This is a genomic window from Granulicatella adiacens ATCC 49175, assembly GCF_025150565.1.
In the GTDB taxonomy this organism is placed as follows: Bacteria; Bacillota; Bacilli; order Lactobacillales; family Aerococcaceae; genus Granulicatella; species Granulicatella adiacens.
Map to the genome: position 1 here is coordinate 891,041 of NZ_CP102283.1, position 26,679 is coordinate 917,719.

At 35.8% G+C, this 26,679-nt stretch carries 24 protein-coding genes, 1 tRNA gene and 1 other RNA gene; 22 read left to right on the forward strand and 4 right to left on the reverse strand.

All coding sequences use genetic code 11. The annotated features are described in order from the left end of the window. Window positions 1-101 precede the first annotated feature (101 nt). The 16 genes from NQ540_RS04475 (at window position 102) to NQ540_RS04550 (ending at window position 15,032) form a co-directional block, all read left to right on the forward strand. Window positions 102-1,289, forward strand: coding sequence for a DEAD/DEAH box helicase (locus NQ540_RS04475; protein ID WP_005605330.1), 1,188 nt, complete (start codon window positions 102-104; stop codon window positions 1,287-1,289). Then, on the forward strand, window positions 1,255-1,620 hold the full coding sequence (locus tag NQ540_RS04480; RefSeq protein WP_005605332.1) for a hypothetical protein: 366 nt from the start codon (window positions 1,255-1,257) through the stop codon (window positions 1,618-1,620). The genes NQ540_RS04475 and NQ540_RS04480 overlap by 35 nt, the downstream gene beginning before the upstream one ends. Window positions 1,621-1,624: 4 nt before the next feature. Beyond that, on the forward strand, window positions 1,625-2,395 hold the full coding sequence (locus NQ540_RS04485; RefSeq protein ID WP_005605334.1) for a TrmH family RNA methyltransferase: 771 nt from the start codon (window positions 1,625-1,627) through the stop codon (window positions 2,393-2,395). A gap of 3 nt (window positions 2,396-2,398) precedes the next feature. Continuing rightward, window positions 2,399-2,626, forward strand: coding sequence for a hypothetical protein (locus tag NQ540_RS04490; RefSeq protein ID WP_005605336.1), 228 nt, complete (start codon window positions 2,399-2,401; stop codon window positions 2,624-2,626). A gap of 57 nt (window positions 2,627-2,683) precedes the next feature. After that, window positions 2,684-2,757: transfer RNA gene (locus tag NQ540_RS04495), tRNA-Arg, on the forward strand. A 333-nt stretch (window positions 2,758-3,090) separates the two neighbouring features. After that, window positions 3,091-5,319 (forward strand): formate C-acetyltransferase, encoded by a 2,229-nt coding sequence (pflB, locus tag NQ540_RS04500; RefSeq protein WP_005605338.1) that lies wholly within the window; start codon window positions 3,091-3,093, stop codon window positions 5,317-5,319. A 187-nt stretch (window positions 5,320-5,506) separates the two neighbouring features. Beyond that, on the forward strand, window positions 5,507-6,268 hold the full coding sequence (gene pflA, locus NQ540_RS04505) for a pyruvate formate-lyase-activating protein (RefSeq protein ID WP_039848759.1): 762 nt from the start codon (window positions 5,507-5,509) through the stop codon (window positions 6,266-6,268). Between the two features lie 138 nt (window positions 6,269-6,406). Then, complete coding sequence (locus NQ540_RS04510; protein ID WP_005605342.1) at window positions 6,407-7,336, forward strand: manganese-dependent inorganic pyrophosphatase; 930 nt, start codon at window positions 6,407-6,409, stop codon at window positions 7,334-7,336. Window positions 7,337-7,397: 61 nt separating this feature from the next. After that, entirely contained in the window at window positions 7,398-8,276 is an 879-nt protein-coding gene (locus NQ540_RS04515) for a VOC family protein (RefSeq protein WP_005605344.1), read from the forward strand. Then, the gene (locus tag NQ540_RS04520; RefSeq protein ID WP_005605346.1) at window positions 8,273-9,166 is read left to right on the forward strand and encodes a YitT family protein; all 894 of its coding nucleotides are present in this window, start codon (window positions 8,273-8,275) and stop codon (window positions 9,164-9,166) included. The genes NQ540_RS04515 and NQ540_RS04520 overlap by 4 nt, the downstream gene beginning before the upstream one ends. Before the next feature lie 52 nt (window positions 9,167-9,218). Then, a complete protein-coding gene (locus NQ540_RS04525; protein ID WP_039848862.1) occupies window positions 9,219-10,058 on the forward strand; it encodes a YitT family protein in 840 nt (279 codons plus the stop codon). 13 nt (window positions 10,059-10,071) lie between these two features. After that, window positions 10,072-11,706 carry a CHAP domain-containing protein gene (locus NQ540_RS04530; RefSeq protein ID WP_050755083.1) on the forward strand — a complete coding sequence of 545 codons (1,635 nt, stop codon included), beginning with the start codon at window positions 10,072-10,074 and terminating at the stop codon, window positions 11,704-11,706. Between the two features lie 173 nt (window positions 11,707-11,879). Continuing rightward, a complete protein-coding gene (locus tag NQ540_RS04535; RefSeq protein WP_005605352.1) occupies window positions 11,880-12,872 on the forward strand; it encodes a mannose/fructose/sorbose PTS transporter subunit IIA in 993 nt (330 codons plus the stop codon). A gap of 20 nt (window positions 12,873-12,892) precedes the next feature. Continuing rightward, window positions 12,893-13,705 (forward strand): PTS mannose/fructose/sorbose transporter subunit IIC, encoded by an 813-nt coding sequence (locus NQ540_RS04540; RefSeq protein WP_005605354.1) that lies wholly within the window; start codon window positions 12,893-12,895, stop codon window positions 13,703-13,705. Between the two features lie 14 nt (window positions 13,706-13,719). After that, window positions 13,720-14,646 (forward strand): PTS system mannose/fructose/sorbose family transporter subunit IID, encoded by a 927-nt coding sequence (locus NQ540_RS04545; protein WP_039848760.1) that lies wholly within the window; start codon window positions 13,720-13,722, stop codon window positions 14,644-14,646. A gap of 23 nt (window positions 14,647-14,669) precedes the next feature. Further along, the gene (locus NQ540_RS04550; RefSeq protein WP_005605359.1) at window positions 14,670-15,032 is read left to right on the forward strand and encodes a DUF956 family protein; all 363 of its coding nucleotides are present in this window, start codon (window positions 14,670-14,672) and stop codon (window positions 15,030-15,032) included. Between the two features lie 31 nt (window positions 15,033-15,063). Here NQ540_RS04550 and NQ540_RS04555 read toward each other — a convergent pair whose 3' ends face one another. Then, the gene (locus tag NQ540_RS04555; RefSeq protein WP_005605360.1) at window positions 15,064-16,005 is read right to left on the reverse strand and encodes a diacylglycerol/lipid kinase family protein; all 942 of its coding nucleotides are present in this window, start codon (window positions 16,003-16,005) and stop codon (window positions 15,064-15,066) included. Between the two features lie 100 nt (window positions 16,006-16,105). Here NQ540_RS04555 and NQ540_RS04560 point away from each other — a divergent pair, with 100 nt between their 5' ends. After that, on the forward strand, window positions 16,106-17,218 hold the full coding sequence (locus NQ540_RS04560; protein ID WP_005605361.1) for a hypothetical protein: 1,113 nt from the start codon (window positions 16,106-16,108) through the stop codon (window positions 17,216-17,218). A gap of 137 nt (window positions 17,219-17,355) precedes the next feature. After that, on the forward strand, window positions 17,356-19,962 hold the full coding sequence (clpB, locus tag NQ540_RS04565) for an ATP-dependent chaperone ClpB (RefSeq protein WP_039848761.1): 2,607 nt from the start codon (window positions 17,356-17,358) through the stop codon (window positions 19,960-19,962). A gap of 51 nt (window positions 19,963-20,013) precedes the next feature. Here the strand turns inward: clpB and NQ540_RS04570 are convergent, their stop codons facing one another. The 3 genes from NQ540_RS04570 to gpsB form a co-directional block, all read right to left on the reverse strand. Then, the gene (locus tag NQ540_RS04570; protein ID WP_039848762.1) at window positions 20,014-21,162 is read right to left on the reverse strand and encodes a THUMP domain-containing class I SAM-dependent RNA methyltransferase; all 1,149 of its coding nucleotides are present in this window, start codon (window positions 21,160-21,162) and stop codon (window positions 20,014-20,016) included. Between the two features lie 80 nt (window positions 21,163-21,242). Further along, an RNA gene (gene rnpB / locus NQ540_RS04575) (RNase P RNA component class B) lies at window positions 21,243-21,599 on the reverse strand. Window positions 21,600-21,643: 44 nt separating this feature from the next. After that, window positions 21,644-22,057, reverse strand: coding sequence for a cell division regulator GpsB (gpsB, locus tag NQ540_RS04580; RefSeq protein WP_005605364.1), 414 nt, complete (start codon window positions 22,055-22,057; stop codon window positions 21,644-21,646). A 168-nt stretch (window positions 22,058-22,225) separates the two neighbouring features. On the opposite strand from gpsB, the gene prmA reads away from it, so the two are divergent. From prmA to dtd, 4 genes are all read left to right on the forward strand, one after another. Further along, window positions 22,226-23,170 (forward strand): 50S ribosomal protein L11 methyltransferase, encoded by a 945-nt coding sequence (gene prmA, locus NQ540_RS04585; protein WP_005605365.1) that lies wholly within the window; start codon window positions 22,226-22,228, stop codon window positions 23,168-23,170. Further along, window positions 23,171-23,920 carry a 16S rRNA (uracil(1498)-N(3))-methyltransferase gene (locus NQ540_RS04590; protein WP_005605367.1) on the forward strand — a complete coding sequence of 250 codons (750 nt, stop codon included), beginning with the start codon at window positions 23,171-23,173 and terminating at the stop codon, window positions 23,918-23,920. A gap of 77 nt (window positions 23,921-23,997) precedes the next feature. Continuing rightward, window positions 23,998-26,214 carry a RelA/SpoT family protein gene (locus NQ540_RS04595; protein WP_039848763.1) on the forward strand — a complete coding sequence of 739 codons (2,217 nt, stop codon included), beginning with the start codon at window positions 23,998-24,000 and terminating at the stop codon, window positions 26,212-26,214. A 9-nt stretch (window positions 26,215-26,223) separates the two neighbouring features. Then, window positions 26,224-26,673, forward strand: a complete 450-nt coding sequence (gene dtd, locus NQ540_RS04600) for a D-aminoacyl-tRNA deacylase (protein WP_005605371.1) — start codon at window positions 26,224-26,226, stop codon at window positions 26,671-26,673. The last annotated feature ends 6 nt before the right edge of the window (window positions 26,674-26,679 follow it).

The following is a 26,679-nucleotide window of genomic DNA, read 5'->3' on the forward strand; positions in this document are numbered from 1 at the left end:
GTTCTCTTTTTTATAGAAACGTTGAAACTATTTGAAGTATAAGAGTTTCTTCGTTAAAATGAATAGGACTCAAAAGAACAAGGTTATCGGAAAGGACACTTATGAATACAAAGACTATTTGGGAGCAACACGGCTTCCACACATTAACACCGATACAAGAAAAGACACAAGAACTGATTAAAGAGGGGACAGATATCGTTGCCATCTCTCCGACAGGGACAGGGAAAACATTAGCGTATGTCGTTCCTATTTTGGAAAGAGTAAAAGCAGATAGGACACTCCAAGCTCTTATTGTGGCGCCTTCACAAGAATTAGCCCAACAAATTGGAACAGTGATTAGAGAGTGGAAACCGTTAGAAATCCGTGTACAAGTTTTAGCAGGCGGTGCAAACGTTAAACGCCAAGTAGAGAAGTTAAAGGAAAAACCAGAAATCGTTGTAGGAACACCTGGACGATTACTTGAACTGTCTAAGCTTCGTAAATTAAAGCTACATCAAGTAGAACTGCTTGTATTAGATGAGGCAGATTATTTACTAGACCCGGAGCAATTGAATAATACGAGAGAACTTGTAAAGAAACTTCCTTCTGAAAGACAAGTACTTTGTTTTTCAGCGACAAAGAATAAAAATTTAGAAGAAGTGAGTAAATGGATTAATATGCAACCGACTTTTGTTGAAGTTTCAGAGGGAAACGCTGCGCATGCGAATGTAATTCATGGATATATTGAATGTCCAACTAGAAAACGGGATGAAGTGTTAAGAAAGCTCGCTTTTTCAGAAAATGCAAACCAAGCATTAGTTTTCGTTAATTCGATTGCAAACGCTGCATTACTCGGAGAAAAGTTATCGTTTCATCAAGTCCCAGTTGCACTTTTAACAAGTGATGCTCATCAAACGGAACGTAAAAAAGCTATTGATTTATTTAAAAAAGGGCAGATTCCGTTCTTACTTAGTACTGATTTAGCACAGCGGGGACTGGATATTGAAGATTTACCACTTGTTATTCATTATGATATTGCAGACTCAACAGATCAATATACACATCGTTCTGGTCGCACAGGACGAATGGGGAAAGATGGTTTAGTTCTGAGTCTAGTGAACGACCGTGAACTAAGAGACTTGAAGAAAGTTGCTGGAAAACATAAACTAGTTCCATTCGAATTATATGCAGGACAATTAAAACCAGTTGAGCAATTGAAGAAGAAAGAAGTAAGTTCTAAGAAACCAATTCAGAAACGAAAGAAGGGGAATAAGAATGGAAATCATCGAGGATTTAAAAAGTCAAATTAGTTTCTTCGGATTTGAAATGACAGATACCGATAGCTTAATAGCTTTAGATAAAGGAGAACAGAACTTTGTACTCTTTTGGGCTAAAGATGGTTTCGTTCTGTTTGAAACTTCTAAAGAAGGTGTTTGGAGAGCAAATAGACCCATCGTTATCCCTTCCAATCGTATTCAAAAAGTTTCTTTTGAAAAGAGGCTTTTAGGAAATCCAAAACTAATATTGCAATATTTAGATAAAGAGGAGACTTTCGTTGTACCGATGAAATGCAGATTTCATCAAAATCAAAAAACAGAAGTAAAGAAATTCATTAATACAATAGAAGGATTAAAAGGGTAGTTGTATGGAAAGTATAAGTTCACCTAAGAACGAAAAAATTAAGGAGCTTGTTAAACTTCAGACTGCAAAAGGTCGTAAGAAAGCAGGGATGTATCTTCTTGAAGGGGAACACCTTGTTGAAGAAGCGATTAAAGAAAGAGCTCAGATTAAGTTGATAGTGGTTACCAGTAATCGTCTTGAAGACTATAAAAATCTGTTAGCCCAAACAGATGTACAGGTGCTAGTTGTATCACAAGACGTCTTCCATAAGTTATCAATGACGGAGACGGCTCAAGGGATTTTAGCAGTTGTTGAAATTGTTAAGCAAGAGATATTACCTCATAAGGGTCGTTTCATTGTGTTAGACGCAGTTCAAGATCCTGGTAATTTAGGAACGATTGTAAGAACGGCTGATGCTGCTGGTTTTGATGCGGTTGTTTTAGGGACGGGGACGGTTGATTTATATAACGACAAAGTTCTTCGCTCCATGCAAGGAAGTCATTTTCACATTCCCGTTTTCCAAGCGAACTTACAAGAATACTTGCCAATACTCAAAGAGAAGGGTGTTCAAGTGGCTGTTACAGCATTGCATCGAGATTCAAAGGATTATTCAGTCTTACAAGGAGCAACAGATGTAGCTATTGTCGTTGGTAATGAAGGTCAGGGAGTCTCTGATGACGTGATTGATTTAGCAGATGTCGTAGTGACGATTCCGATATTTGGAAAAGCGGAATCACTGAACGTTTCAATTGCCTCAGCTTTATTAATGTATAAAACGAAAGAAACGAAGGAGTAATCAATGGATAATAGACCAAATCCAATGGGAAGAAAACGTCCCATTCTTGAAACTGTTAAAACTATGACAATTATTTTCTTTGCTTTAAGTGCCATTGCAGCTTTATATGATTTTGCCTTAGCTGTGAGAGTACTAATCATGGCGATAGTAATGTTGGTCATCTATACCATCATGTTATTTTCAAAAAAGCATAAATTAGATGATAGAGAAAAAGAAACCGAAGAGTCGTAATGAAGCTGTAAAATCGATTGACAGAATATTCGTCTTTAGGTATAATAATTTAGTACTGTTTCAGTAGCTCAGCAGGATAGAGCATTCGCCTTCTAAGCGAACGGTCGGGGGTTCGAATCCCTCCTGAAACGCTAAATTGAAAGAGCATTATCAAATTTAATTTGATAATGCTCTTTTTGTTTTTAAGTCAGTGAAATCAAGGTAAAAAAAGGTTAGATTGTGAATAATTAAAGCCACATTGTGAAATATTTCATTCTGTTTCAAAAATTTAGTACAGCATATTAAACTGTTATAATACATCTTTCACAACTTATACTGCCTTAAAATAGCGATTATAACAATACTTAACAAAATCTTTGTATTTTTTTACACTTATGTATTGCACTTAAAATTAATTGTGTTATAATATTTGTGTAGATAGCTGTTATAAGTTTCACAACCAATTATCTAAGGAGGAAAAATTTATGGAACAATGGAACGGTTTCAAAGGTAAAGTATGGAAAGAAGAAGTTAATGTCCGTGACTTTATCCAAGAAAACTACACACTTTATGAAGGAGACGACAGTTTCTTAGCTGGACCTACAGAAGCTACTAAAGCTTTATGGGCACAAGTAATGGACTTGAACAAACAAGAACGTGAAGCTGGTGGTGTCTTAGATATGGACACTAAAGTTGTATCAACAATCACTTCACATGGTCCTGGTTACTTAAACAAAGATTTAGAAACAGTTGTTGGTTTCCAAACTGAAAAACCATTCAAACGTAGCTTACAACCATTTGGTGGTATTCGTATGAGTGAGCAATCAGCTGAAGCTTACGGATTCAAGATTGATGAAGAAATTTCTCGTATCTTCCGTGATTGGCGTAAAACTCACAACCAAGGTGTATTCGATGCTTACACTCCAGAAATGCGTGCAGCTCGTAAATCAGGTGTTATCACAGGTTTACCAGATGCTTACGGACGTGGACGTATCATCGGAGACTACCGTCGTGTAGCTTTATACGGGGTTGATCGTTTAATCGCTGAAAAACAAAAAGATTTCGCTAACATTGGCGATGGCACAATGTCAGACGATGTAATTCGTTTACGTGAAGAAGTTTCAGAACAATACCGTGCATTATTAGAATTAAAAGAATTAGGTAACATCTACGGATTCGATATTTCTAAACCAGCTTCAAACGCTCGCGAAGCTTTCCAATGGTTATACTTAGGATACTTAGCAGCTATTAAAGAACAAAATGGTGCGGCTATGTCTCTTGGACGTACTTCAACATTCTTAGATATTTATGTACAACGTGACTTAGAAAACGGAACATTAACTGAAGAACAAGCACAAGAGCTTGTTGACCACTTCGTTATGAAATTACGTTTAGTTAAATTCGCTCGTACACCTGAATACAACGCTTTATTCTCAGGAGACCCAACTTGGGTAACTGAATCAATCGCTGGTGTTGGTGAAGATGGACGTCCATTAGTAACTAAGAACAGTTTCCGTTTCTTACACACATTAGTAAACTTAGGACCAGCTCCAGAACCAAACTTAACAGTTCTTTGGTCAACTCGTTTACCAGAAAACTTCAAATTGTTTGCAGCTAAAACTTCTATTCAAACTTCTGCAATCCAATATGAAAACGATGATGTAATGCGTCCTGAGTGGGGCGACGACTATGGAATTGCTTGCTGTGTATCTGCTATGCGTATTGGTAAACAAATGCAATTCTTCGGAGCTCGTGCTAACTTAGCGAAAACATTATTATATGCGATCAACGGTGGTATCGATGAAAAATCTAAAGCGCAAGTTGGTCCTAAATATCAACCAATCACTTCAGAATACTTAGATTATGAAGAAGTAATGGCTAAATACAACGATATGATGGAATGGATTTGTGGTTTATACTTAAACACATTAAACATCATCCACTATATGCATGATAAATACAGTTACGAAAGACTTGAAATGGCATTACATGACACTGAAATTCTACGTACAATGGCAACTGGTATCGCTGGATTCTCAGTAGCAGTTGACTCATTATCAGCTATTAAATACGCGAAAGTTAAGACAATTCGTGATGAAGATGGCGTTGTTGTAGACTATGAAGTAGAAGGCGACTTCCCTAAATATGGTAACAACGATGACCGCGCTGACGAAATCGCAATTTGGTTATTGAAAGAATTCATGACTAAAGTTAAAAAACATAAAACTTACCGTAATGCTAAACATACAACTTCTATCCTTACAATTACTTCTAACGTAGTTTATGGTAAGAAGACAGGTAACACTCCTGATGGACGTCGTGCTGGCGAACCATTTGCACCAGGTGCTAACCCTATGCATGGTCGTGACACACACGGAGCATTAGCTTCATTATCATCAGTTGCTAAAGTACCTTACAAATATGCATTAGATGGTATCTCAAATACATTCTCAATCATTCCTAAAGCTTTAGGACGTGAATTAGATGTACAAGAAGAAAACTTAGTTTCTATGTTAGATGGTTACGCTTCAAAAGGTGGTCACCACTTAAACATCAACGTATTCAACCGTGATACATTATTAGATGCTATGGAACACCCAGAAGAATACCCACAATTAACAATTCGTGTATCTGGTTACGCAGTTAACTTCATTAAATTAACTCGTGAACAACAATTAGACGTAATCAACCGTACAATGCACGAAAGCATGTAATGTTAAGGTGTGAGGTCGACTGTACTAAGGAGACCGAACTGGATTACGAATGGTGTGAGGTTGACTCGCAAAATTGCTGAAATTAAGAAAACGGATGGGCAAAATCGTCCATCCGTTTTTTAGTCGAAATAGCCCTAAAGGACACGAATTGTGATATACTAGAAGAGAAAAGATAGGAGGAATAATGATGAGTGAACCAGTAACTGGATATATTCATTCTACAGAGAGTTTTGGTTCTGTAGACGGACCAGGTATCCGTTTTGTAACCTTCATGCAAGGTTGTCGTATGCGTTGTGAGTTTTGTCATAACCCAGATACTTGGAATATTGGGGGCGGTCATCCGATTACTTCTCAAGAATTACTCGATCAAGCATTGCAATATCGTGCATTCTGGGGACGTAAAGGTGGCGTAACTGTCAGCGGAGGAGAGCCTTTATTGCAAATTGATTTCTTAATTGATTTCTTTAAACGTTGTAAGAAAGCTGGAGTGCACACAACATTAGATAGTTGTGGAATGCCATTTACGTATGACGAACCATTCTTTTCAAAATTCGAAGAGTTATTAGAATATACAGATCTTATTTTATTGGATATTAAACATATTGATGATGAACAACATAAGAAATTAACAGGATGGACGAATAAAAATATTCTTCAACTAGCAGAGTATTTATCAGACAAAGGGCAACCCGTATGGATTCGCCATGTGTTAGTTCCAGAACGTTCAGACTATGATGAATATCTCATCCGATTAAGTGAATTTGTAAGTAAACTGAAAAATGTATTGAAGTTTGAGATTTTACCGTATCATAAATTGGGTGTATATAAATGGAAAAATTTAGGGATTCCATATAAATTGGATCATATTGAACCACCAACTCAAGAACGTGTGGATAACGCTCGACGAATTTTAAGAACTGATGATTATAAAGGATTTTTAAATGCCTAATGAAAGAACTGTTATAGTGTAAAAGCTATAACAGTTTTTTTATGTTCAATTTTTATGTATAAGTGCATTTTTTGTTGGTTTTAATTGGTAATTATGTTAAAATTGTCAATGTAAATTTAAATAGAGAGAGGCCATAAAATGAGTAAATTATTAGTTTTCGGACATCAAAATCCAGATACTGATGCAATTACATCAGCAATTTCATATGCTTTCTTATTACGTCAATTAGGTGAGGATGCAGAAGCAGTTGCCTTAGGGACTCCTAATGAAGAAACACAATATGCATTAAATTATTTCAAGAAAGAAGCTCCTCGAGTTATTGGGGATGTTTCACAAGAGACAAACAGTGTTGCTTTAGTGGATCATAACGAAGTACAACAAAGCGCAACTGGCGTAGAAAAAGTAGAAGTTGAATTTGTAGTGGATCATCACCGTATTGCAAATTTCCAAACAGCAAATCCTTTATTCTATCGTGCAGAACCTGTTGGATGTACGAATACCATTTTATACAAAATGTATAAAGAATATGGGGTTGAAGTTCCTAAAGATATTGCTGGATTAATGGTATCTGCCATTGTTTCGGATACTTTATTATTCAAATCTCCAACATGTACACAACAAGATATTGAAGCAGCAACAGATTTAGCCAACATTGCTGAGATTGATGTTAATGTCTATGGGCTAGAAATGTTAAAAGCCGGAACAAATCTTGGTGACAAATCTGAAGCGGAGTTAATTGACTTAGATGCTAAATCATTCCCAATGGGTGGGGCAAATTTACGTATTGCTCAAGTAAATGTTGTAGACCCTGAAGAATTATTAGCTCGTAGAGAAGCCTTAGAAGAAAGTATGAGAGCTGCAAATTCAGAAAATGGATATGATACTTTTGTTTTTGTAATTACAAATATCTTAACAAGCGTCTCAACAGTTTTAGTTGTAGGAGATTATAAAGACAAAGTTGCCCAAGCGTTCAACTCAAGCTATACAGATGGATTACTTACATTACCAGGAGTTGTTTCTCGTAAAAAACAAGTAGTACCTCCATTAACTGTTGCTTTTGAAGGATAAAATTTTGAGTGGGTGAGGAACAATTTTATTCCTCCCCATTTTTTTGTAAAGGAAATAAATCATGCGTAATTTGATACAATTTATGAAAGATTTTGTTGTTCCACAGTCAAAAAAAGAGTGGACGATTTCTTTAATTTCGATTACAGTTCGAAATTTAACCGTAATGAAAAAATTTTATACACAAATATTAGGTCTTTCTGTTTTGCAAGAATTTGATAATGAAGTTTTGATTGGTCATGGTAGAGGGAGTATCCCACTTTTTAAACTAGTCCAAGGAAATGGTGACTCTGATTCATTTTTAACAACCTATTCTATAGGGTTTCGTTTGACAAAATCTTCTCAAATTGGTGAATTGATGAACCATTTTATTATGGAAGAACAAACGATTATAGGTTCAGGATTCGATGGTTATACAACTAATTTTTATATTATGGATCCAGAGGGAAATCGATTGAAATTTATGGTTGTTGAAGATAATTCTTCTCAAGAAGTGGATCAATATCTAGAAGGAAATGAAATGAAACGTTCGTTGCACGAATTTATTGATGGAATTGATGGAGCTTCTGAAGAATTTCCCGCAAGTGCGAGAATTACGCAACTTCATTATAATGTGATGGACGTAGAAGCAACAACTGAATTTTTAATAAACAACTTCTCGTTTAAAACAACATATGATTATGTAACGAAGCGAAAAAACTTTAAAGTAAACCGTGATGGATATTCATTAGCTATAAATTCCTGGAATGAAAGGAATAAGAATAGTAAGAGTATTTATGGGCTTTCCATGATTGAATGGCGAGTTCCAAATATGAAGGAACTAGAAAATCTTGTTCTCCATTTAGAAATGAATCAAGTTCCTTTTCATTATTATGATGCCTATTTAAAAGTCCCTACGAAAGATGGGATAGAATATTGTTTCAAAGTAGGTGATCATTCATGAGCTTACTTGAGAAATACTCATATCGTAAATACCGTAAAAATAAACTATTTCGTCACTTTATTTCAGTGATTGCCGTTATTATTTCGGGATTTTTACAAGCATTCACATTAAAAGTATTTATCCAACCTTCAAATTTACTTTCTAGTGGTTTTTTGGGTGTTGCAATTTTAATAAATCAAATATCCGAATTATTTGGTGTAGAGTTATCCATTTCGATTTTATTAATATTACTCAATATTCCTGTGGCCATTTTATGTTATAGAGGGATTAGTGCTCGTTTTACGTTTTATTCGATTCTTCAAGTTTTTGTTGGAAGTTTCTTTATTCGTGTTTTAAATTTTGATCCTTTATTTGTCGATGACACTATGTTGAATGTAATTTTTGGTGGAGTATTAAACGGCTTGTATGTTTCGCTCGCACTGAAAGGGAATGCTTCAACAGGGGGAATGGATTTTATTGCATTATATGTTTCGAATAAGAGCGGAAAAACCATCTGGCAACAAGTATTCTTATTTAATACATTATTACTTGTAATATTTGGGGCGTTATTTGGATGGAGAAATGCAGGTTATTCGATTATATTCCAATACATTTCTACGAAAGTGATTAGCACATTCCATCAGAGATATCATAGGGTTACATTACAGATTACGACTCGTTATGGGGAAGATGTTATGCAATCTTATTTAAAGAATATAAGGCATGGAATATCATGTGTGGACGCTATTGGAGGATTTAGTCGAGAAAAAATGTATCTATTACATACAGTAATTTCATCTTATGAAGTTATGGATGCCGTAGCTGTTATTAAAGAAGCGGATCCTCGTGCGATTATCAATCAAATTAGTACAGAAAACTTTTATGGAAGATTCCATAGAGAACCAGAGTAGGGAGGTAATTAAACTGCAAGCTATTTCTAAAAAAGATATTTTAAAATCGTTTATGCTCGTAACTTTAGGCTGTTTTTTATTTTCATACACTATTAACGCTGTAGTAATAGCTAATCATTTTGGTGAAGGTGGCCTTACGGGAGTAACACTTCTTATGTTCTATACGCTAAATATTGATCCTGCATTATCAAGTCTAGTTTTAAATGTTTTTTTATTAATCGTCGGTTATCGTTACTTAGAGAAGAAAACAATGATTTATACAGTTCTTGCTGTATTTGAACTACCGATGTTTCTAAAATACACTCAGGAATGGCCAGTATTTGTACCTGAGAATCTAGTAGTAGCCTCGGTTGCTGCTGGTGTATTTGTTGGTATTGCTTTGGGACTTGTTATTTTAGGAAAAGGCACAACTGCTGGAACAGATATTATTGCAATGATGATGAATAAATATCTTGGATGGCCAGTTTCATCTTCATTATTGGTAATTGATACTATTGTCGTTACTCCTTTAGCTTTTGTAATAGGATTTGAGAAAGCTGTTTTAACGTTAATGATGCTATTTATTGCAAGTAAGGTTATTAATTTTATACTTGAAGGATTTAACCCACGAAAAGCAATAATGATTATTTCAAATCAATACGAACTAATTGGTCAAAAGATTCAAGAGCAATTAGACAGAGGAATCACGGTTCTTGATGGGCATGGATTTTACTCAAAAGATAAAAGACAAGTTCTTTATGTTGTAGTGAATCGTCAACAATTAATGCCAATTCAACGCATCATTCATGAAATAGATCCGAACGCCTTTGTTATTATTACAGATGTAAATCAGGTCATTGGAGAAGGATTTACTTTCTACTTTGACGACAGTGGAAATAAATTTTTGCATTAAAAGGATGGGGAGTATGAAAATTAAGAAAGCTTTGGGAATTTTTATAGGTTTACTTTTTATGAATGGACAAGCGGTTTTAGCAAATGAAAATCAAACAGAATCAACAGTGAATAAAAATGTTACTGAAGAAACTACTACCGTTGCAAAGCCTGAAAAAGATGAAGTCACTACAAAAGAAACGGTATTGAAAAAGAAAGAAGAGGCTCCTAATAAAGAAAAAGAAGTGAAACGCACCGGATGGATGAAGGATTCAAATGGGATTTGGTACTATTATAATCAAAATGGTGTTCTAGAGACTTCTAAATGGATTGGGGACTATTATTTAGAACATAATGGTCAAATGGCGACAAATAAGTGGGTAGATGATTATCGCTATTATGTTGATTCTTCAGGAAAATGGATACCAGGAAAAATCAAAAAAACCGGTTGGAAAAAGGAAGATGGTTTTTGGTACTATTATGACGTACAAGAAAATCTTACTCGAAACAAATGGGTCGATTCTTATTATTATTTAGGATCTGATGGGAAAATGAGTGTTGATAATTGGGTTGATAATTACCAATATTACGTCGATAAAGATGGTGTTTGGATTCCAGAAAAGCAAAAAGAAAATTGGATTAGATTAGATTCTATTTGGTATTTCTATGAAAATGGATTACCAGTAAGAAATGTATGGAAAGGAAATTACTTTCTACAAGAAGATGGCACAATGGCAACGAACAAATGGGTAGATGATTATCGTTATTTTGTTGGTGATAATGGTGCTTGGATTAGAGATAAGAAGATGAAATCTGGATGGGTAAAAGAGAATGGTTATTGGTACTTTTACGAAGGAAAAGAATCTCTAGTTAAAAATGCTTGGAGAGGTAATTATTACTTGGGTGAAAGGGGAGAGATGCTCGTTAACCAATGGGTCGATCAAAATCGATACTATGTCAATGAGGATGGAAAATGGATTCCAGAAGCCCAAAAAGGGAAAGATGGTTGGAAACAAAACGCTTCCGGTGATTGGTATCATTTTTCAAATGGTATTCCTTCCCGAAACAAATGGGTTGGAAGTTATTATCTTTTAGATGATGGAAAGATGGCAACCAATAAATGGGTAGATAATTTTAAATATTATGTAGGTTCTGATGGTGCTTGGGTTTCCAACATTAGCGAAGCTAAAAATCGTAAAGAAATCTTACTGGATTTAGCTCGAGGCTTTATTGGAGTAGAACAGTATGATCCTCTTCACCAATATTTGGTGAATCAATATAATTCTGGACCAAGTAGTTATAGTGGATATAAAGTACAAAGCTGGGATGATTGGTGCGATGTTTTTGTTTCATCTATGTACCAAATTGCGGGAATGATTGATCTTATTGATAAAGAAGCGTATGTTCCTTATCACATAAATATTTTCAAAAATAAGAGAATTTGGATTGGCAAATCAACACCAAGAGCTGGAGATATTGTAACTTTTGACTGGAACGGTGATGGTCTTGCAGATCATATTGCAATTGTTGAAAAAGTAGAAGATGGGAAAATCGTAACTATTGAAGGAAATACCACGGAACATTTGAATGTTGATGAGTCAAAAGTAGTGCGCCACACTCATCGCTTATCCGCATACTATATCATTGGGTACGCTCGTCCTAACTATTAATTTATGTTATAAAAAACCAGTCATTTTTGACTGGTTTTTTATCTTTTTTTATTGCTCAAAAAGCACTCAATTCAGCGTATATTAACGGTTGATTTTAGTGAAAAATTCCCAGTGTTGTGTTATTATAAATTAAATCAATAAAATGATTAAATTTATATAAAGGAGGTAGCTTTATGGTAGGGATTATCATTGCAAGTCATGGTGAATTCGCTGACGGGATAAAACAATCTGGTTCTATGATTTTTGGAAACCAAGAAAAAGTTGAATCAGTTACATTTATGCCAAGTGAAGGCCCTGAAGACTTACAACGTAAACTGCGTGAGGCTGTTGATAAACTAGAGACAGAAGAAATTCTATTTTTAGTAGATTTATGGGGAGGAAGCCCATTTAACCAAGCAAATATTTTGTTCGAAGAAGATCCTGAACATCGTGCAATTGTTGCTGGTTTAAGCTTACCAATGCTTATTGAATCGTACGCTAGTCGTTTTTCAATGAATACTTCTCATGAAATCGCAAAGGCAATTGCACCAACTGCGATTGAAGGAGTTAAGATTCGTCCAGAAGCTCTTCAACCAGAAGAGAAGAAAGAGGAAAAATCTGCACCTTCAGCACCTGTTACTAACGGAGCCATTCCAGAAGGAACAGTTATTGGAGATGGGAAAATTAAATTCGTTCTTGCTCGTATCGATACTCGTTTGTTACATGGACAAGTAGCTACAAGCTGGACGAAAGCAACAAATCCAAACCGCATTATCGTAGTTTCTGATAAAGTTGCAAAAGATGACTTACGTAAGAAATTAATTGAACAAGCAGCACCTACTGGAGTTCGTGCTCATGTGATTCCACTAAATAAACTAGTTGAAGTTTATAACGATCCACGTTTTGGGGATACAAAGGCATTATTATTATTCGAAACACCGCAAGAGGCTTTAGAAGTTATTGAAAAAGGTGTTCATATTGATGAATTAAATATTGGATCAATGGCACACTCTGTAGGTAAAGTTCAAGTAAGTAATGCATTATCATTAGACCAAGATGATGTGGAAACTTATAAAAAATTACGTGACTTAGGTGTTAAAATGGATGTTCGAAAAGTTGTTTCGGATTCTCCTGCCGACATCTTTAAATTGATTGAAGCAAAGTCTAACGAAGGCTTGAAACTATAATAGAGAGATAGGAGATTATTATGGATTTTAATGTATTTCAAATTATTTTAGTCCTAATTGTCGCATTCTTAGCTGGTTTGGAAGGGATTTTAGATGAGTTTCAATTCCACCAACCAATTATTGCTTGTACATTAGTTGGGCTTGCGACAGGACATTTAACTGAGGGAATTATCCTTGGTGGTTCTTTACAAATTATTGCGCTTGCTTGGGCAAACGTAGGTGCTGCGGTGGCACCAGATGCTGCTTTAGCGTCTGTAGCTTCAGCTATTATTTTTATTAAAGGGAATGATTTTTCAGAAGGTGGACGTAACCTTGCTATTGCTACTGCTGTTACTTTAGGAACAGTTGGTTTAGTTTTAACAATGGTGGTACGTACATTATCAGTTGCATTAGTCCATAGAGCGGATGCAGCGGCTGAAAAAGGTGACTTCAAAGGAGTTTCATTCTGGCATTATGTTGCATTATGTTGCCAAGGATTACGAATTATGATTCCAGCCGGATTACTTTTATTCTTACCTTCAGATGTTGTTCAAGGTTATTTAAAATCAATTCCTGATTGGTTTGCTAATGGTATGACAATTGGTGGTAACATGGTAGTTGCAGTGGGGCTAGCAATGGTTATTAACTTAATGGCTTCTAAAGAAACTTGGCCATTCTTCTTCATCGGTTTCGCAATCGCTCCTTTAAACGAGTTAACATTGATTGCAACTGGTGTTATCGCTTTAAGTTTAGCGTTAATTTACTTAAACTTATCTAATAACAGCGGAAATGGTTCAACTGGTGGACGCTCAGGTTCTGGAGACCCACTAGGTGACATTTTAAATGACTACTAAGGAGTGTGAATGAGATGACAGAGAAAAAAGTATCTTTAACGAAACAAGACCGCTTAAAAGTTATGTTACGTTCACAATTCTTACAAGGTTCTTGGAACTATGAACGTATGCAAAATGGAGGATGGGCATTCTCCCTAATTCCTGCATTGAAAAAATTATACCCAAACCCAGAAGATTCAAAAGCAGCGTTAAAACGTCACTTAGAATTCTTTAATACTCACCCATATATTGCTTCACCAATTCTTGGGGTAACTTTAGCTTTAGAAGAAGACCGTGCAAACGGTGCGCCAATTGATGACGCAACAATCCAAGGGGTTAAAGTTGGTATGATGGGACCACTAGCTGGTATCGGTGACCCTGTATTCTGGTTTACTGCTCGTCCTATCTTAGGTGCGATTGCCGCTGGGTTAGCAGCAACGGGTTCAATCATTGGACCATTATTCTTCTTTATTGTTTGGAACTTAATTCGTATCGGTTTTATGTGGTATACACAAGAGTTAGGATATCGCCAAGGTTCTGAGATTACTAAAGACTTATCTGGTGGTATTTTACAATCTATTACAAAAGTTTCATCAATTGTAGGGATGTTTGTAATGGGGATTTTAGTACAACGTTGGACAAGTATGAAATTCCCACTTGTCTTAACAAAAGTACAATTGACGGCTGATCAATATATTCAAACACCTGGAAAAGATGATGTTGTGACTGGTGGACAACTTCAAGAGATTGTTGCTAAATTATTAGATGGTAAAAAATTATCGCCTGAAGTGGTAACTACTCTTCAAGACAACTTGAACAAATTGATTCCAGGATTGGCTGCTTTACTATTAACATTCTTAGTAATGTGGTTATTGAAGAAAAATGTAAAACCAATTTACATTATCTTCGGGCTATTTGTCCTAGGTATTTTAGCTGGTTTAACAGGAGTAATGGCTCCTTAATCCTACTTGATTGGAGATAGACTATGGCTGTTTCATTAAATACAAAAGCGATTTATAAAACAAAAGCAAACCTTTTTAATGGAGGAATAGGATTTAAAAATGGTGATATCCTCATTGGAGATCGCGCATTTGAATTCTATAATCATCAGAACCCGGAAAGCTATCTTCAAATTCCATGGGAAGAAATTAAATTGGTTAGGGCTCATGTCATGTTTAAAGGACGTTTTATTAGAGCATACTATATTGATACGAAACAAGCTGGAACATTTCAGTTTATTTCTTCAGATGCTGGACGAACTCTTAAAATGATGAGAGATTTTATTGGAAATGATAAAATCGTTAAAACTGAACCTTTATTTAGTTTGAAAAAACTATTTAAAAAGTAATAAAAAGGCGAATGCTTTAGCATTCGCCTTTTTAGGTTTCATTTGTAAGTAGAAAAGGATAATGATCCATGGAAAGATTCAAATTCACCGTTGGATATGTTACAAATTCTCCATCTTTTTGAGCTTTTATAGGTTCATTAATTTTTATATTGGCTTTTGTACATGAGTATTCTTTTAAATTTTTGGGAAACAGTTTGAAATGAGTTCCATTTGTTAAAATAAACGGAAGAGCTTTTAGAACTGTAAAAAGAGAAACTTTTCTTGCAATTGCAATTTGAAAATGATGACTTCCTTGTGTTGCAGAAGGTACAAAGCGAATCCCACCACCAAAGTAGGCGTGATTAAAAGCTCCAAGTAGAAGATTTCTTGTAGAAGTAAAACTTTCTTTGTCATCAAGTGTGATTAGGGCGTCAAACTCTTTGCGTTCTTTAAAAGCCTTAATAATAGGAGTTAAGTAAGAAGCTTTTTTAATCGCTTTAGCTTGCAGGAGTGCTTGCCTTTGTTTTTGGTTTATTTCACAAATAGCAGCATCAATCCCAAATCCCATCGAATTTAAAATGATACCAGTTGTCTGTGAGTTTTCTTCTGAATAAGTAAGAAACTCTAAGTCAATAATATGATTCTTTGAAAGGTTTTCGATACACTTTCTCGCGTGATGAGTTAAATTCATTTCCCGTGAAAAATCATTCCCAGTTCCGGCCGGTAAATAGCTAAGGGGTACAAAGATGTTCTGTTGTTTTAAATATTGAAGAGCTTCATTGAGAGTGCCATCACCACCAACAATAACGACTATTGTATGCTGATTTCGTTGCTGTAGATGTTTGTCCATTAATTCTGGAAGTTCTCCTGCTTTTTGAGTTTGAAATAACTTGAAGGGAATTCCTTTTTCTGTACAAACTTCAACAATATGATTAATTTGTTGCTGGCCTGAAAAACTGCCAGACATCGGATTTCCAAAAATAAATAAATTCATGAAATACTTCCTTTCGATTCTTCACAATTATAGCATAAATGAAAGTTAAAATAGAGTGATTTTTGTAAGAAATAACGTATAATGAAGATGAGGTGAAAGTATGGCTAATGATTTTTTTGAGCGAGTGTTAAATCCTACTTGGAAAAATTTAAGTAGAGAATCAAAAGAGGTAGTAATTCGAAATATACTACGCTTTTTCGTGAATCCAATACTAACAATTGAAGATTTAAAGTTTGTACAATATGATTACGCTGGTATCACAAATGATACGTTTGAAGTAACGATTGATGGCAGAGTTTTTGTTTTTGTACCTGGTCAGAAAGAGGTTGTTCTTGGGTGGGATAGCGGTTTGTCAGGACTTTCAGGTCTTGACTGCAGTGAAGAGAGACAAGAACTAAGATATGCGTTTAAACGTTATTTGAACCAACACGTAACTGGGTTTATGTTTTTAAATCAAAATGTTCAAGAAAAAGATTTAACTCAAGAAAAATTAACGACTCAAATTGTTGAAGATGGGATTAATGTCATGACTTCAGAGTTAAGACAAGTAGATATACCAGCAATGTTAGTCGAAAAGAAGCCTAATTTTGTTGGCTTAAAATTTATTGGTCATTATTCTGTGGTTACTGGTCAGCTAGATGGGGATGACATGGTATCAAGTGAAACATTATCTATTTTAGAAGAGGCCATTACCCCAGATAATTCATTAGAAGCTCTTTTTCAAGAATTTCCAAGAGCAGTAAGAGTTGATCAGTATTTTATGCAACAAGATATTCAGAATCCAGATCTTTTTGCGTGTTATGTAGCAGATCCAGTTAGTTATGATGAGGGACGCAAAGAGATAGAAAGATCTGGAATGGGACTTTTAAATGAAGATGAATGGGAATATTGTTGCGGTAGTGGTACAAGACGATTATTTAAATGGGGAAATCAACTACATCGAACACTTCTGCAGGATGAGTTTAAGTCTCCTTTATGGAAAGTAAATATGTTTGGTTTAGAAATAGCAAATGCTGAATTCGGACCAGAAATTATAGAAGGTCGTCCATATACAAAAGGAGCTTGGCTTGAAGAAAACTTTAAAGCACCTGTGTTAAATTTATTACCTCTTTCTTCTTACTATTCAGTAAATCTACCACTTTTTGTTGATCCAAACGGAAAATTAGCAGCAGGATATTATTGTATAAGAAGAGCTATTCGAATTGAAATGTAATAGTAAAAGCAGCTACTCAAGTGGCTGTTTTTAAATTTTTATTAAGGTCAAAAAAAGTCAAATAATACTATTGACCTTTCCTGACTAAAGGTGTATACTTAATTCATGGTCAAGAGACCACAAAAGGAGGAATGAAGATGAATATTGAAAAAATGACAACAACAATGCAACAAGCATTAGGCCAAGCGCAACAAATTGCGATGGTCCGTAAACATCAAGAAATAGATATTCCTCATTTATGGAAAGTATTTATGGAACCAAATCACTTTGCTAGAAATTTATATAGTGATTTACAAGTGAATGACAAAGAATTTGAGGAATTAATTGATAAAGAATTAGACCGTATTTCTGTAGTGGAAGGGCAAAATGTCCAATACGGTCAAAGTATGAGTCAAAACTTATATCGACTCTTTACAGAAGCTGAAAAGATTAGAGAAAGCTTTAAAGACGATTACTTATCTACAGAGGTAGTTGTACTTGCATTAATGGAACTACAAAATCATCCATTAACACGCTATTTAGTACAACAGCATATAACCAAAGAAAATTTGAGAGCTCGAATTGAAGAGCTAAGAGGGGGAGAACGTGTGACTAGTCAAAATCAAGAAGAACAATATGAAGCATTATCAAAATATGCACGTAATTTAAATGAAGCTGTTCAATCTGGTAAACAAGATCCAGTCATTGGACGTGACGAAGAAATTCGAGATGTGATTCGTATTTTATCTCGTAAAACAAAGAATAACCCTGTCTTAATCGGGGAACCTGGTGTTGGTAAAACAGCAATCGTTGAAGGATTAGCGCAACGTATCGTTAAAAAAGACGTACCAGAAAACTTAAAAGATAAATTAATCTACTCATTAGATATGGGTGCTTTAATCGCAGGTGCAAAATACCGTGGTGAATTCGAAGAACGTTTGAAAGCCGTTCTTAAAGAAGTAACAAAATCAGAAGGACGCATCATCTTATTTATCGATGAAATCCACACAATCGTTGGTGCTGGTAAGACAGAAGGCTCAATGGATGCTGGTAACTTACTAAAACCAATGTTGGCTCGTGGTGAATTACATTGTATTGGTGCTACAACTCTTGACGAATACCGTGAAAATATGGAAAAAGACAAAGCGTTAGAACGTCGTTTCCAAAAAGTACTTGTTCAAGAACCAACAGTTGAAGATACGATTTCAATTCTTCGTGGATTGAAAGAACGTTTCGAAATCCACCACAGTGTAAATATTCACGATAGTGCGTTAGTAGCTGCTGCGACTTTATCAAACCGCTATATTACTGACAGATTCTTACCAGATAAAGCGATTGACTTAGTCGATGAAGCCTGTGCTACAATCCGAGTTGAAATGAACTCAATGCCAACAGAACTTGACGCAGTCACTCGTCGTTTGATGCAACTTGAAATCGAAGAACAAGCGTTGAAGATGGAAAAAGATGACGCTTCTCAAAAACGTCTTGCTATTTTACAAGAGGAATTAGCAGAACAACGTGAAAAAGCCAATAACCTCAAAATGAAATGGGAAATCGAAAAAGAAGAAGTCAATAAAATCCGTAATAAACGTGAAGAAATCGATCATGCTAAACGTGAATTAGAACAAGCAGAAGCTGATTATAACCTTGAAAAAGCTGCTGAACTTCGTCACGGACGTATTCCAGCTCTTGAACAAGAATTGAAGGAATTAGAAGAACAAAATAAAGCGAATGCTGAAAGCACGCAACGTCTCGTTCAAGAATCAGTAACTTCAGAAGAAATTGCTCGAGTAGTGGGACGCTTGACAGGTATTCCTGTAACAAAACTTATGGAAGGCGAACGTGAAAAACTTCTTCACTTAGAAGATATTCTTCATGAACGTGTCATCGGTCAAGATGAAGCTGTACAAAAAGTAGCTTCAGCAGTACTTCGTTCTCGTGCAGGCTTACAAAATCCTAGCCGTCCAATCGGAAGTTTCTTATTCCTCGGACCTACAGGGGTGGGTAAGACAGAACTTGCTAAAGCTCTTGCAGAAGATTTGTTCGACTCAGAAGACCATATGGTTCGTATCGACATGAGTGAATATATGGAAAAACATTCAGTGTCTCGTTTAGTGGGAGCTCCTCCAGGATATGTTGGATATGAAGAAGGAGGCCAATTAACAGAATCTGTTCGTCGTAATCCATATACAATCGTTCTATTAGATGAAATTGAAAAAGCACATCCAGATGTATTTAATATCTTATTACAAGTATTAGACGATGGACGCTTAACCGATTCTAAAGGACGTGTAGTAGACTTCAAGAATACAGTGATGATTATGACAAGTAATATCGGTTCACAATTCTTGCTTGAAAATCAAGGTGAAACAATCGATGAAGAAACTCGTACAGCGGTAGAGGGTGTCCTAAAAGCAACCTTCAAACCTGAATTCTTAAACCGTATCGACGAAACAATCTTCTTCACACCACTTTCTAAAGACAATATTCGTGGAATCATTACGAAGATGTTGAAACAATTAGCCAAACGTGTAGAAGATCAAGAAATCGTCCTAAGCTTCACAGATGAATTGAAAGATTGGATTGCAGATAATGCTTATAATCCAGTGTACGGTGCTCGTCCAATTTCTCGTTATATTCAACGTGAAATTGAAACGCCACTTGCTAAAGAAATCATCCGTGCAAGCATCCTTCCAGGCGACCAAGTGAAATGTGATTTAGGAATTGATCATGTGACATTTGAAGTGATTGGAAAGAATGAATAATAAGTAATAATAAAACGCAATGGACATTTGTCCATTGCGTTTTTTTGTGCTTTATTGTTCTTCTTGAATACGACGTTTCCTAATACCCCAGAATTGGAAGTAGTCAGTACGGATAGCACCGTTATAGAGTTTGCGTTTCTTTGTCGCTTTTTGACCATAGTGATCTTCAAATGTTAAGTCGCTCGTTAAAATATATTTACTCCAAGTTGTCAGTGGTGCATAGGTTTCACCCATTTGTTTATAGATGGCTTGAGCTTGTTCTTCAGAAAGAAGACGGTCTCCGTATGGTGGGTTTGCCACAATTATTCCATTTTCTTTCTTAGTACGGAAGTCCTTTAATTGCATTTGCTTGAATTCGATTTGGTCTGCGACACCTGCTTTAATCGCATTTTGTTTAGCAATCTCAATCATTGAACCATCGATATCGGCACCAAGAATATCGAGTTGGATATCAGTGCGGATTTCTTTTCTTGCTTCTTCTCTGACTTTGTCAAATACGCCTGGAGTAAAGAATGTCCATTTTTCAGCAGCAAACGAACGATTCAATCCAGGAGCGATATTCTTACCAATCAGAGCCGCCTCAATTGGGATTGTCCCAGAACCACAAGTCGGATCGTAGAATGGTTTATCGGGATACCAACTTGTAAGCATCACAAGAGCCGCAGCCATGTTTTCTTTCAGTGGCGCGCCACCTTTTTCTGTACGGTAGCCACGTTTAAAGAGACTTGTTCCACTTGTATCAATTGTTAAAGTGACAACATCTTTTAAAATCGCCACTTCAATAGGGTAGAGGGCACCAGACTCAGGCAAGTGAGTACGACGATGATAAGCCTCGCTTAAACGATTGACAATCGCTTTTTTTACGATGGATTGGCAGTTTGGAACACTGTGAAGAGTCGATTTTACAGATTTACCAGAAACTGGGAATTCAGCATCGACTGGAAGAATTTTCTCCCAAGGAATCGCTTTTGTTTGTTCAAAGAGCGAGTCGAAAGTTTTTGCAGTGAACTGTCCCATAATGATTTTGATACGGTCTGCAGTTCGAAGCCAAATATTTGTACGAGCGATATCGTAGTCGTCACCTTCAAAGAAGGCTTTTCCGTTTTCTACTTGAACCTCATAACCCAAGTTGCGTAATTCTTTACCCACAAGAGCTTCGATACCGGCAGCAGCGGTCGCTACTAATTTATATTTTGTCATAGATTTCTCCTTTATTCGTAAAAAGAGGAGTGGACTCAAGGCCTCACTCCTTACCATTTGCTAAAAATCCTGAAGTAAACTTCTATAAGCCATGTTCTGTTCCATTTAATAGCAGGATCTATTAAATTTCAGTAATCATCTGTCTACACATGATGTGTCTCTTTTTTCGTTCATTTCCTAGTAAGAGTGCCCCTACCATAAGTTTGGGTTGCTCGCTCGAGGGGTTTACCGCGTTCCACCAATTTCGTTTCCAAAATTGCTTCGTCACTGTGGCACTTTCAAGAATACTAGAGCATAGCATTGCCGTAGCTCGTTTTTCTGCCGTCAACATGAAGTTGCCTTAGCTTATTGTTTCGCTAAGCACGAACACTACAAGCATCTCAGCTTGTGCGAGCATGGACTTTCCTCAGCATTGAATGCCGCGATTACTCAAAGTTTACTTAGTAATTAGTTAAATGTATCAATATTGATACATTTATGATTAATAATCGTTGTCACGTAATGGTGTAATTACACGTGTTTTATAAAAATCGTCATCATCTTCTGTTGAATCCAATGAAGAATGAGCACCATTTCCTTCTTCTAACTTCGAATCAAAAACATGTTTTTCTAGATTTGAAAGTCTTTTTAAAATATCAAAGTTAGTCACTCCTGAAGAAGAAACATTAGAAGTACGATTTACTTTTGATACAGTTGCTTGACGAGATAATTCGTCTACTTTTGTTAATAAACGTTCGTTTTCTGCTTGTAAAAAGCTGATTTCCTTTTGGAATGTGTCATAATCACGAATAATTAAGTCTAAAAATGCATCGACTTCTTCAATATCAAAACCTCTGAATGAGCGTTTAAATTGTTTTTGTAAAATATCTTTTGTACTTAATGAAATACGCGCCATAATTGCTTTCCCCTTTTTTAATCAATCATAATAATCATTAATTTAATTTATCTTCTTTATGATACTAAAATCACTAGGAAAATACAAATACGACAGAGTTATTTTTAGTTATTTTTAATGAAATTTGATATAATTTTTAAAAATAAACTTATAAAGTAGAGGATTATCATGAATTGGTTAGAAGTATCGGTAAATACACATTCAGAAAGTGTAGAAGTAGTAAGCTCTATTCTGATTGAATTAGGTTCTAAAGGAGTTTCTATTGAAGATCCACAGGACTATTATCAATTAACGGATGAACAACTTGAATGGTTAAAAGTTCAACAAAAAGATCTTTACGAAACAGATACAGTGATCGTTAAAGGATATTTTCAACCTTCACAGTGGTCAAAGGATTCAGATGTCCTTCTTCATGAAAAACTAGAGGAAATTAAAGTTTATGGCTTGCAAACAGGACCGCTATTCGTACAAGTGAAAGAAGTAGGAGAAGAAGACTGGGCTAATGCATGGAAACAATATTATTTTCCTGTGCGTGTCACGAGATTTTTAACAGTGGTTCCTAGTTGGGTTGATTATGAAAAGGAACAAGATGATGAGTTATTAATCGAATTGGACCCTGGTTTAGCATTTGGAACAGGAACACATCCAACGACTCAATTGTCCCTAACTGCTTTAGAGCAAACGATTCGAGGAAATGAGAGTGTTTTGGATGTGGGTACAGGATCTGGTGTTTTAAGTATTGCTTCTAAACTATTAGGTGCAAGTAAGGTGACTGCATTTGATATTGATGAAATGGCTACTCGAGTTGCGAAAGAAAACATTGCATTGAATCCTACCATTGGTGAAATTGAAGTTTTTGAAAATAATTTACTTGTTGGGGTAGATCAGAAGAGTGACTTAATCGTTGCGAATATTTTGGCTGAGATTTTACTTCAAATGCCAGAAGATGCTTATCGAAATCTGAATGATGATGGAAGGTTAATTTTATCTGGAATCATAGAGTCAAAAGCAAATGAAGTGAAGGAAGCTTATGAAAAAGCTGGATTTACTCTTGTTGAAAGAATGATAATGAGAGAGTGGAATTGTTTTATTATGAAAAAGGATGTTGAGTAAATGCAACGTTATTTTGTAAAAGGAATCGTTAGTGAAACTACTCATTCGCTTGAGTTTTCAAAGGAACAGATTCATCAGTTAAAAAAAGTGATGAGAATGAAAGTAGAAGAGCAGTTTGAAGTTGTGGATGAGAATAGTACCTTAGCCATAGTTGAACTAGTTTGTTTAGAACCTTTTGAAGTAAGAGTTATTAAGACCTTAAATCAAAAGGTGGAACTTCCCGTATTTACCGCAATTGCAGTCGGTTTATCAAAAGGAGACAAATTAGATTGGATTGTTCAAAAAGCAACGGAATTAGGAGTTAATGAAATTATTCCTATTGAGATGTCTAGAAATGTTGTGAAATGGAACAAGGATAAAGCTAGCAAAAAAACTGAAAGACTACAAAAGATAGCAGAAGAAGCAAGCGAACAGTCTCATCGATTAAAATTACCCTTTGTTAGTGAAGTAATGACGATCGACAGTTTGATTGAATACACAAAAACGTATCATCAAAAATTAATTGCATACGAAGAAGCTGCAAAAGAAGGCGAAAGGGTTCAACTTGTAAAGAGTTTACAAGCTTTAAAAGAAGGAGAAAAGATTGTTTTCGTTTTTGGTCCGGAAGGCGGCATTGACGAAAAAGAAGTAGCCAAATTACAAATGAATGAGTTTCATACTTGTTCATTAGGGCCAAGAATTTTACGAGCAGAAACGGCTCCTTTATATGCTTTAAGTGCATTATCATACCAATGTGAAATACTCCAATAAACTTCAGTTGACGATATTCGTTTAGAGCGGTACTATAAATTACTACATGCAATCAAGAAATGCTTAAGGAGATTCAAATGTCTAAAAATAAGACTTACACCTCAGATGATGTCCTTGCAATGTGTAAGGAGTACATGAATGAGAAGCACATTCAATTTATAGAAAAAGCGATTTATTTCGCAACCTTCGCTCATAAGGAACAAGTGCGTAAATCAGGTGAAGCGTATATTGTTCATCCTATCCAAGTTGCTGGGATTCTTGCGGAATTAAAGCTGGATCCTGATACTATTGCAACAGGGTTTCTTCATGATGTTGTTGAAGATACAGGATTTAGTATCGATGATATTGAGTATGAGTTTGGAAAAGATGTAGCATTTCTTGTAGAAGGTGTCACGAAATTAGGAAAAATCAAATATAAATCTCACGCAGAACAACAAGCGGAGAATCACCGTAAAATGCTTCTTGCGATGGCTAATGATTTGCGTGTGATTATGGTAAAACTAGCTGATAGACTACATAATCTTCGTACATTAAAATTTCATAAGCCTGAAAAACAAAGAATGATTGCGGAAGAAACGCTTGAAATTTATGCACCGTTAGCGCACCGTCTAGGGATGAATAAAATTAAGTGGGAATTAGAAGACACGTCTCTTCGTTATTTAAACCCACAACAATATTATCGTATTGTTCATCTCATGAATTCAAAACGTGATGAACGTGAAGAGTACATTGAAACGACGATTGAAAATATTAAAGAAGCGACTAAAGATTTGGAAATTGAAGCGGTCATTTATGGACGACCAAAACATATTTATTCCATTTACCGTAAAATGAAAGATCAAAAGAAACAGTTTAGCGAGATTTACGATTTACTTGCGATCCGTGTTTTAGTGGATAGTATTAAGGATTGCTACGCAGTACTTGGAGCGATTCATACGAAATGGAAACCAATGCCAGGTCGTTTTAAAGACTATATTGCGATTCCAAAAGCGAATATGTATCAATCCATTCATACAACCGTGATTGGTCCTGGTGGAAGACCTGTGGAAATTCAAATTCGTACCTTCGAAATGCACCAAGTAGCTGAGTACGGGGTTGCAGCTCACTGGGCTTATAAAGAAGGAAATAAAGAAAAAGTTACGAACGATCCATTGCAAAAACAATTAGATTGGTTTAAGGACTTAATCGAACTGCAAAATGAAACTAAAGATGCCAAAGACTTTATGAATAGTGTAAAAGGAGACATCTTCGGAGATAAGGTTTATGTCTTTACGCCAAAGGGAGATGTATCTGAGCTTCCTTTAGGTTCTGGGCCGCTTGATTTTGCTTATAATATTCATACTGAGGTTGGTAACAAAACAGTAGGGGCCAAAGTCAATAATAAGATTGTTCCATTGAACTACCAGTTAAAGACTGGGGATATTGTTGAAGTATTGACTTCTGCCAATTCATTTGGACCTTCCCGTGACTGGATTAACCTTGTTTATACGACTCGTGCGAAAAATAAAATCAAACGTTTCTTCAAATTACAAGATCGCGATGAGAATATTATCAAAGGTCGCGAGCTACTCGAAAAACAAATTACTGAGCTTGGATTTAATTTCAAAGACTTTATGACAAAACAAGGCATGAAAGACATTGCTGCTCGCTTCAACTTTGGAACGGAAGAAGATTTGTTAGCGGCAATTGGCTTTGGAGAAGTCTCTTATCAAACAGTTGCTAATAAGATGACCGATAAAGCTCGTAAAGAAATTGAGGACCAAAAAGTTGTTGAAACTGCTTTTGAGAAAACAACGACTCAAGGACAGAAGAAAGAAAGTCAAAAGATGAAAATTCGTCACGAAGGTGGCGTGATTATTGAAGGAGTAGACAATCTTTTAATTCGTTTAAGTCGTTGTTGTAATCCAGTTCCTGGGGACGATATTGTTGGTTATATTACGAAAGGTAGAGGAATTTCTGTTCATAGAAAAGACTGTCCGAACGTTCAACTACCTGAGAGCGAACAAAATCGCCTGATCGAAGTGGATTGGGAGGATGCTGCCAATATGGGTCAACAATACGATACAGAATTGGTTGTTGAAGGATATAACCGTAATGGATTATTGAATGAAGTCTTGAATGTAATCAACAGTACGACGAAATCTTTAAACTCGGTCAATGGGAAAGTTGATGCGAATAAGATGGCGACAATCTCCGTCAATATCGGAATTATGAATACGCAACAATTAGACTTTATTGTGGATAAGATTAAACAAATTCCCGATGTTTACAGTGTACGCCGTGTGATTTCATAGGAGGAGTTCATGAGAATAGTATTACAGCGAGTGAAGTCCGCGAGTGTATCGATTGAAGGATCTGTTGTCGGTGAAATCAATAAAGGGTTCCTCTTATTAGTTGGTGTAGGTCCTGATGATAACACAGATGATGCGTCCTATTTAGCTAGAAAGATTGCAGGCATGCGTATCTTTAGTGACGAGAATGGAAAGATGAATCTGTCGATTGACCAAGTCGGCGGAAAGATTTTATCTGTTTCGCAATTTACACTGTTTGCAGATACGAAAAAGGGGAATAGACCTTCTTTTACAGGGGCTGCCAGTCCTGAAGTAGCGAACCAACTTTATGAAGAATTCAATGAAATCCTACGCACAGAGTATGGGTTAACTGTTGCAACAGGAGAGTTCGGAGCAGATATGCAAGTGAGTCTTGTAAATGATGGGCCAGTAACGATTTTACTCGATACAAAAAATCAATAAAAAGAA

Bases quoted from the DNA above. Each gene is read 5' to 3' on its own strand.
- NQ540_RS04475 (WP_005605330.1), top strand. From the start codon at position 102: ATGAATACAAAGACTATTTGGGAGCAACACGGCTTCCACACATTAACA.
- NQ540_RS04480 (WP_005605332.1), top strand. From the start codon at position 1,255: ATGGAAATCATCGAGGATTTAAAAAGTCAAATTAGTTTCTTCGGATTT.
- NQ540_RS04485 (WP_005605334.1), top strand. From the start codon at position 1,625: ATGGAAAGTATAAGTTCACCTAAGAACGAAAAAATTAAGGAGCTTGTT.
- NQ540_RS04490 (WP_005605336.1), top strand. From the start codon at position 2,399: ATGGATAATAGACCAAATCCAATGGGAAGAAAACGTCCCATTCTTGAA.
- pflB (WP_005605338.1), top strand. From the start codon at position 3,091: ATGGAACAATGGAACGGTTTCAAAGGTAAAGTATGGAAAGAAGAAGTT.
- pflA (WP_039848759.1), top strand. From the start codon at position 5,507: ATGAGTGAACCAGTAACTGGATATATTCATTCTACAGAGAGTTTTGGT.
- NQ540_RS04510 (WP_005605342.1), top strand. From the start codon at position 6,407: ATGAGTAAATTATTAGTTTTCGGACATCAAAATCCAGATACTGATGCA.
- NQ540_RS04515 (WP_005605344.1), top strand. From the start codon at position 7,398: ATGCGTAATTTGATACAATTTATGAAAGATTTTGTTGTTCCACAGTCA.
- NQ540_RS04520 (WP_005605346.1), top strand. From the start codon at position 8,273: ATGAGCTTACTTGAGAAATACTCATATCGTAAATACCGTAAAAATAAA.
- NQ540_RS04525 (WP_039848862.1), top strand. From the start codon at position 9,219: ATGCTCGTAACTTTAGGCTGTTTTTTATTTTCATACACTATTAACGCT.
- NQ540_RS04530 (WP_050755083.1), top strand. From the start codon at position 10,072: ATGAAAATTAAGAAAGCTTTGGGAATTTTTATAGGTTTACTTTTTATG.
- NQ540_RS04535 (WP_005605352.1), top strand. From the start codon at position 11,880: ATGGTAGGGATTATCATTGCAAGTCATGGTGAATTCGCTGACGGGATA.
- NQ540_RS04540 (WP_005605354.1), top strand. From the start codon at position 12,893: ATGGATTTTAATGTATTTCAAATTATTTTAGTCCTAATTGTCGCATTC.
- NQ540_RS04545 (WP_039848760.1), top strand. From the start codon at position 13,720: ATGACAGAGAAAAAAGTATCTTTAACGAAACAAGACCGCTTAAAAGTT.
- NQ540_RS04550 (WP_005605359.1), top strand. From the start codon at position 14,670: ATGGCTGTTTCATTAAATACAAAAGCGATTTATAAAACAAAAGCAAAC.
- NQ540_RS04555 (WP_005605360.1), bottom strand. From the start codon at position 16,005: ATGAATTTATTTATTTTTGGAAATCCGATGTCTGGCAGTTTTTCAGGC.
- NQ540_RS04560 (WP_005605361.1), top strand. From the start codon at position 16,106: ATGGCTAATGATTTTTTTGAGCGAGTGTTAAATCCTACTTGGAAAAAT.
- clpB (WP_039848761.1), top strand. From the start codon at position 17,356: ATGAATATTGAAAAAATGACAACAACAATGCAACAAGCATTAGGCCAA.
- NQ540_RS04570 (WP_039848762.1), bottom strand. From the start codon at position 21,162: ATGACAAAATATAAATTAGTAGCGACCGCTGCTGCCGGTATCGAAGCT.
- gpsB (WP_005605364.1), bottom strand. From the start codon at position 22,057: ATGGCGCGTATTTCATTAAGTACAAAAGATATTTTACAAAAACAATTT.
- prmA (WP_005605365.1), top strand. From the start codon at position 22,226: ATGAATTGGTTAGAAGTATCGGTAAATACACATTCAGAAAGTGTAGAA.
- NQ540_RS04590 (WP_005605367.1), top strand. From the start codon at position 23,171: ATGCAACGTTATTTTGTAAAAGGAATCGTTAGTGAAACTACTCATTCG.
- NQ540_RS04595 (WP_039848763.1), top strand. From the start codon at position 23,998: ATGTCTAAAAATAAGACTTACACCTCAGATGATGTCCTTGCAATGTGT.
- dtd (WP_005605371.1), top strand. From the start codon at position 26,224: ATGAGAATAGTATTACAGCGAGTGAAGTCCGCGAGTGTATCGATTGAA.